This window comes from Nocardia abscessus NBRC 100374 (genome assembly GCF_000308455.1).
GTDB lineage: Bacteria > Actinomycetota > Actinomycetes > Mycobacteriales > Mycobacteriaceae > Nocardia > Nocardia abscessus.
On record NZ_BAFP01000102.1, the window covers coordinates 1 to 4,800 of the forward strand.

The following is a 4,800-nucleotide window of genomic DNA, read 5'->3' on the forward strand; positions in this document are numbered from 1 at the left end:
GTGTCGGCGCCGACCCGCTCACCCCAGGTCTGCAACTGGTCGGCGGCAGCGGCACGGAAGGTGTCGGCCGCCCCCAGCAGCACACGGCGGCCGTCGGCGACGAGTACCCGGGCGAGCTTGCCGGTGGTGGTGGTCTTCCCGGTGCCGTTCACGCCGACCACCAGCAGGATCGACGGGTGGTCCGGATGCGGCAGCGCGCGCACCGAGCGGTCCAGCTCCGGGCGCAACTGCTCGATCAGCACGTCACGCAGCACGGCGCGAGCCTGGTCGGTGGTGCGCACGCTGCGCGCGGCCATTTCGGCGCGCAACCGGGCGACGACGGCCGTGGTGCTCGCGGTGCCGAGATCGGCCAGGACGAGGGTGTCCTCGACCTCTTCCCACGAGTCGTCGTCCAGGTCACCGCCGCCGAGCAGACCGAGCAGGCTCTTGCCGACCGCGTTCTGCGAGCGCGACAGCCGTCCGCGCAGGCGGACCAGGCGGCCCTCGGTGGGCTCGATCTCCTCCAGCGCGGCGGGAGCCTCGACGCCAGCGGGCGTGTCGGGAGCGACGACCTCGGTGGTGGTCACGCCGGCGCCGGTGTCATCGGTGACCGGCTCGGCGGTCACGTCCGCGACGTCGGTTTCGTCGGCGGTGACCGGCGCCGTGTCGGCAGCCCGGCTCTCCGGCGACGCCGTCTCGTCCGCGGTGGGCGGCGCCGTCTCGGCCGTCGAGGAGTCCGCTTCGGGTTCGGTGGGTGCGGTGGTGGGCTCGGCGGCACCGGAAGCGGGGGGCGCCTCGGCGACGTCCGCCTCCGGCAACGGAACGTTGGTGATGCCACGCTTGGGCGCGTCGCGCGGGATCGCCGCGTCGTCGCCGACGTGCGGCTGTCCTTCGGTGTCGGTGCGCTCGACCGGTTGCGGTTCGGTCGCCGTGCCGCTCCGGCTGAAGTTGAATCCGCCGGAGGCGGTATAGCCGCCGGAACGGTCGGTCACCTCCTTCTCCTGCGTAGGCGGAGTCAGCGACACGCGGCCGCGCTTGTACCGGACGAAACCGGCGACGAGCACGACGAGCAGCAGCGCGGCGACCGCGGCGATCAGGATCCAGACTTCGGGACTCACGCGAACCATCCTTGCAGACCGACCATCACGGGATGGGCCCCGAGCCGCACCCGGTGCGCGAGTCGCCGCGCCGCGCCGACGGCCGGAGCTCGGCGAACACCGCACGTGCGGCACCGTGGACGCGCCCGGGCGGGCACCGACACAGCCCTCCAGATTTCTTGTCCTGCGGAACTTCTCGCGAAGGGACAATAGGATCGGCGACGTGACCGATCGAAACGTGCTTGGGGGGCCGCTGGAAGAGTGCGGCACCGATCCTCTCACCGGCTTCTACCGGGACGGCTGCTGCAGTACGGGGCCGGAGGATCTGGGCAGCCACACTGTGTGCACCGTCGTCACGGCAGAGTTCCTGGAGCATCAAGCGTCCATCGGCAACGATCTGAGCACGCCGCGCCCGGAGAACAACTTCCCCGGCCTGCAGCCGGGCGATCGCTGGTGCGTGGTGGCGGTGCGCTGGCTGCACGCGCACGAGGACGGCGTCGCCGCGCCGGTGGTGCTCGCGGCCACGCACGAGAACGCCCTGGAAGTGATCTCGATGGACATCCTGCGCAAGTACGCCGTGGACGTGCCGGACGACGTCAGCGACCTGCTCTGAGCAACCTGTGACCCCCTCTTCGGCTCGCGGCACGCGCCGTCCGGACCGTCGGCTCGCACCGTCGACCCGCCGGGTGTCCGATCGGCCGTGGCGCAGTAGAGAACCACATGGCGCAAATGCGCCGTTCAGCTAGGAGGTCGCCGCGACACGCCGACGATGGGCCTTCTGGCGGCATGCCGCCGAGCAATACCTGGCTCGGCGTCCCGTCCCCGAGCGGCGCACCGCGGCGCGACAGACGGGGCAGCGTTCGTCCGAGGTTTCGTTACGATCGGCCGATTCGTTACGATTTCCGGCTTCGGCATCCGGTTTCGTCACTCCCGGATCACTCGCCCGCGCGCGCAGCGCGTCCAGCACGATCGCCGCGGTGCGGTCCACACTTCCCTGGGACTTCCGGAGCTGTTGAATCGCAACGCATCCGGTGAAGATCGCCAGCACGTCGTCGAGTTCGATGTCGGCTCGGACCGCACCTTCGCGCTGAGCCGCGACCAGCAGGGCTTCCAACGCGCGGTGGAAACGCACGCCCGCGCTCTGCAACAGCGCGCGCGGCCAGCCGTCGTCGGACTGGACCATGTCGCACAGCGCCTTGTTACCCGGCGTCGTGGCGATCACCGCGGTACAGAAGTCGAAGAACGCGGCGCCGGGATCCGATGCGCCGAGATGGTCGGCGGCGAGTTTCGCCAATCGGTCGATGCGCTGCTGCATCACGGCTTCCAGCAGATCGGCTTTCGTCGGGAAGTGGCGATAGACGGTGCCCGCGCCGACGCCGGCCCTGCGGGCGACCTCGGCGAGCGACACCGAGGCGCCCTGCTCGGCGAAGGCGCGCTGCGCGGCGGCCAGCACGAGGGCGCGATTACGCCGGGCATCGGCTCGCGACAGCCCGTCCGGGGCGATCGATGTGGTCATTTCGTTACGGCCTTCCGCTGAGCGACCTGGTCAATCGGGTCGAGCCACCCGTATCGTCCGAATCCGGGTTATCCGACCCGATTCTAACGAGCAAGAGAAGGCGGAGCATGTCCCCTCAGCACAACCTCATCCTGGTCACCGGAGCCACCGGCCAGCAGGGCGGCGCGACCGCCCGCAGCCTGTTGGCGGACGGCAGGGCGGTGCGCGCGCTGGTCCGCGACGCGCAGTCGCCCGCCGCACAGGACTTGGCCGCGGCGGGTGCGGAACTCGTCGTCGCCGACTTCGACGCCCCGGAGACCTTGCCCGCGGCGCTGGCCGGTGTCACCGGGCTGTTCCTGGTCCCGCCCGCCGCGTACAGCCCGCAGGGCTGGGATGTCGACCTGGAAGCCGCGCGCGGACAAGCGGTCGTGGACGCGGCGCGCGAGGCCGGCGTGCGGCAGATCGTGTTCACCGGCATCGCCTCGATGGGCGACGACGCCTCGTGGGGCGCGACGGGCAAGAAGCGCATCGAAGACGCCGTCATCGCCAGCGGCGCCCGCTACACCCTGCTGCGCCCGGTGCGCTTCATGGAGAACTACCTGCTGCGCACGTCACCGGTCGACGGCATCATCGATGGTGTACACCGGCATCTGTTCCCCGCCGAAGGGCCGATGAAGGTCATCGCTCTCGCGGATGTCGGTGATATCGCCGCTCTGGTCTTCGCCGATCCGGAGCGATTCCACGGCCGCGTCCTCGAACTCGCGGGCGACGTGCTCGTCCCGCCCACGGCGGCCGCGGCGATCAGCGCGGCGACCGGTTACCCGGTCCGCTATCACGAGGTCGACGAAGCCGACGCGGACGCGCTCGGCCCGGAGATCGGCAACACCTGGCGCCTGATGCGCCATACCGGCGGCTGGCACGCGGACGTCGAGGAGATCCGCGAAATCCATCCCGGGCTGCGGACATTCGACACTTGGCTCGCCGAAACCGGTGCGGCCCAGATCAAAGCGCTGCTGGACAACGAAAAAGCGACTGCTGCTCGGTAATCCACATTCGAGCGGCCTGCTCGCACGGCTGATCCGTGCGTGACCGGCCGCCGTCGCACACAGCGGGCGGCGCGCAGCGGACAACACCTTCGCGCTGCTCGCAGGGGTATTCCGCGGCCAGGCGTACCGCCGACTCGGTGGTACGCCTGCGCAGAAGATCCGAGCCTGGTGACGCTCAGCCCGCCGCGCCGACCGGGGCCAGGTTCTCCCCGCGCAGCCGCTGGGAGATCACCTGGGTGATGCCGTCACCGCGCATGCTGACGCCGTAGAGCGCGTCGGCGATCTCCATCGTCGGCTTCTGGTGAGTGATGACGATCAGCTGGCTCTTCTCCCGCAGCTGTTCGAACAGGCCGATCAGGCGACGCAGGTTGGTGTCGTCCAATGCCGCTTCGACCTCGTCCATCACGTAGAACGGTGACGGGCGGGCGCGGAAGATGGCCACCAGCAACGCGACCGCGGTCAGCGACTTCTCCCCGCCGGACAGCAGCGACAATCGCTTGACCTTCTTGCCCGGTGGGCGGGCCTCCACCTCGATGCCGGTGGTGAGCATGTCCGAGGGGTCGGTGAGCAGCAACCTGCCCTCGCCGCCGGGGAACAGTTTCGCGAACACCTCGACGAACTCACGCTCGACGTCGGCGTAGGCCTCGGTGAACACCTGCAGGATGCGGGCGTCGACTTCGGCGACCACCTCCAGGAGGTCCTTGCGCGCGCTCTTGACGTCCTCGAGCTGGGTGGCCAGGAAGTTGTAGCGTTCCTCCAGCGCCGCGAACTCCTCCAGCGCGAGCGGATTCACCTTGCCCAGGGTGGCGAGGTCCTTCTCCGCGCGCTTGGCCCGCCGCTCCTGGGTCTGCCGGTCGTAGGGCATCGGGGCGGGTTCGCTGACCTGTTCGCCGCGCTCCTTGGCCTGCTCGTACTCCTGCATCTCCAGCGCCGAGGGCGGCAGCGGCACGTCCGGACCGTACTCGGCGATCAGATCTTCCAGCGCGATGCCGAACTGCTCGGCGATGTTCGCCTCCAGCTGTTCGATGCGCAGTGCCGCCTGCGCCTTGGCGACCTCGTCCCGGTGCACCGCGTCGGTGAGCTGGGACAGCTGCGCGGTGAGCGCGCGCGCCCGCTCCTTCACCTGCTCGACCTGTGCGGCGCATTCCGAGCGCCTGCGCACCAGCTCGTCCCGGCGGGCGCC

General features: G+C 70.2%; 5 protein-coding genes. 2 read left to right on the forward strand and 3 right to left on the reverse strand.

Going from position 1 to position 4,800, the window contains the following annotated elements:
• On the reverse strand, positions 1 to 1,106 hold a 1,106-nt coding region (locus ON19_RS20765; RefSeq protein ID WP_043695372.1), incomplete at its 3' end, for a signal recognition particle receptor subunit alpha.
• A gap of 193 nt (positions 1,107 to 1,299) precedes the next feature.
• Between ON19_RS20765 and ON19_RS20770 the strand changes: the two genes are divergently transcribed.
• Entirely contained in the window at positions 1,300 to 1,689 is a 390-nt protein-coding gene (locus tag ON19_RS20770; RefSeq protein WP_019048221.1) for a DUF2237 family protein, read from the forward strand.
• 129 nt (positions 1,690 to 1,818) lie between these two features.
• Here the strand turns inward: ON19_RS20770 and ON19_RS20775 are convergent, their stop codons facing one another.
• Positions 1,819 to 2,592 (reverse strand): TetR/AcrR family transcriptional regulator, encoded by a 774-nt coding sequence (locus ON19_RS20775; RefSeq protein ID WP_043695376.1) that lies wholly within the window; start codon positions 2,590 to 2,592, stop codon positions 1,819 to 1,821.
• Between the two features lie 107 nt (positions 2,593 to 2,699).
• On the opposite strand from ON19_RS20775, the gene ON19_RS20780 reads away from it, so the two are divergent.
• Complete coding sequence (locus ON19_RS20780) at positions 2,700 to 3,617, forward strand: NmrA family NAD(P)-binding protein (RefSeq protein ID WP_043695379.1); 918 nt, start codon at positions 2,700 to 2,702, stop codon at positions 3,615 to 3,617.
• Between the two features lie 175 nt (positions 3,618 to 3,792).
• Here the strand turns inward: ON19_RS20780 and ON19_RS20785 are convergent.
• A partial coding sequence (locus ON19_RS20785) for an AAA family ATPase (RefSeq protein WP_157229768.1) occupies positions 3,793 to 4,800 on the reverse strand: 1,008 nt, incomplete at its 5' end.

What these genes read in the sequence shown, in the direction of transcription:
- ON19_RS20775 (WP_043695376.1), bottom strand. Translation starts at nt 2,592, where the DNA reads ATGACCACATCGATCGCCCCGGACGGGCTGTCGCGAGCCGATGCCCGG.
- ON19_RS20780 (WP_043695379.1), top strand. Translation starts at nt 2,700, where the DNA reads ATGTCCCCTCAGCACAACCTCATCCTGGTCACCGGAGCCACCGGCCAG.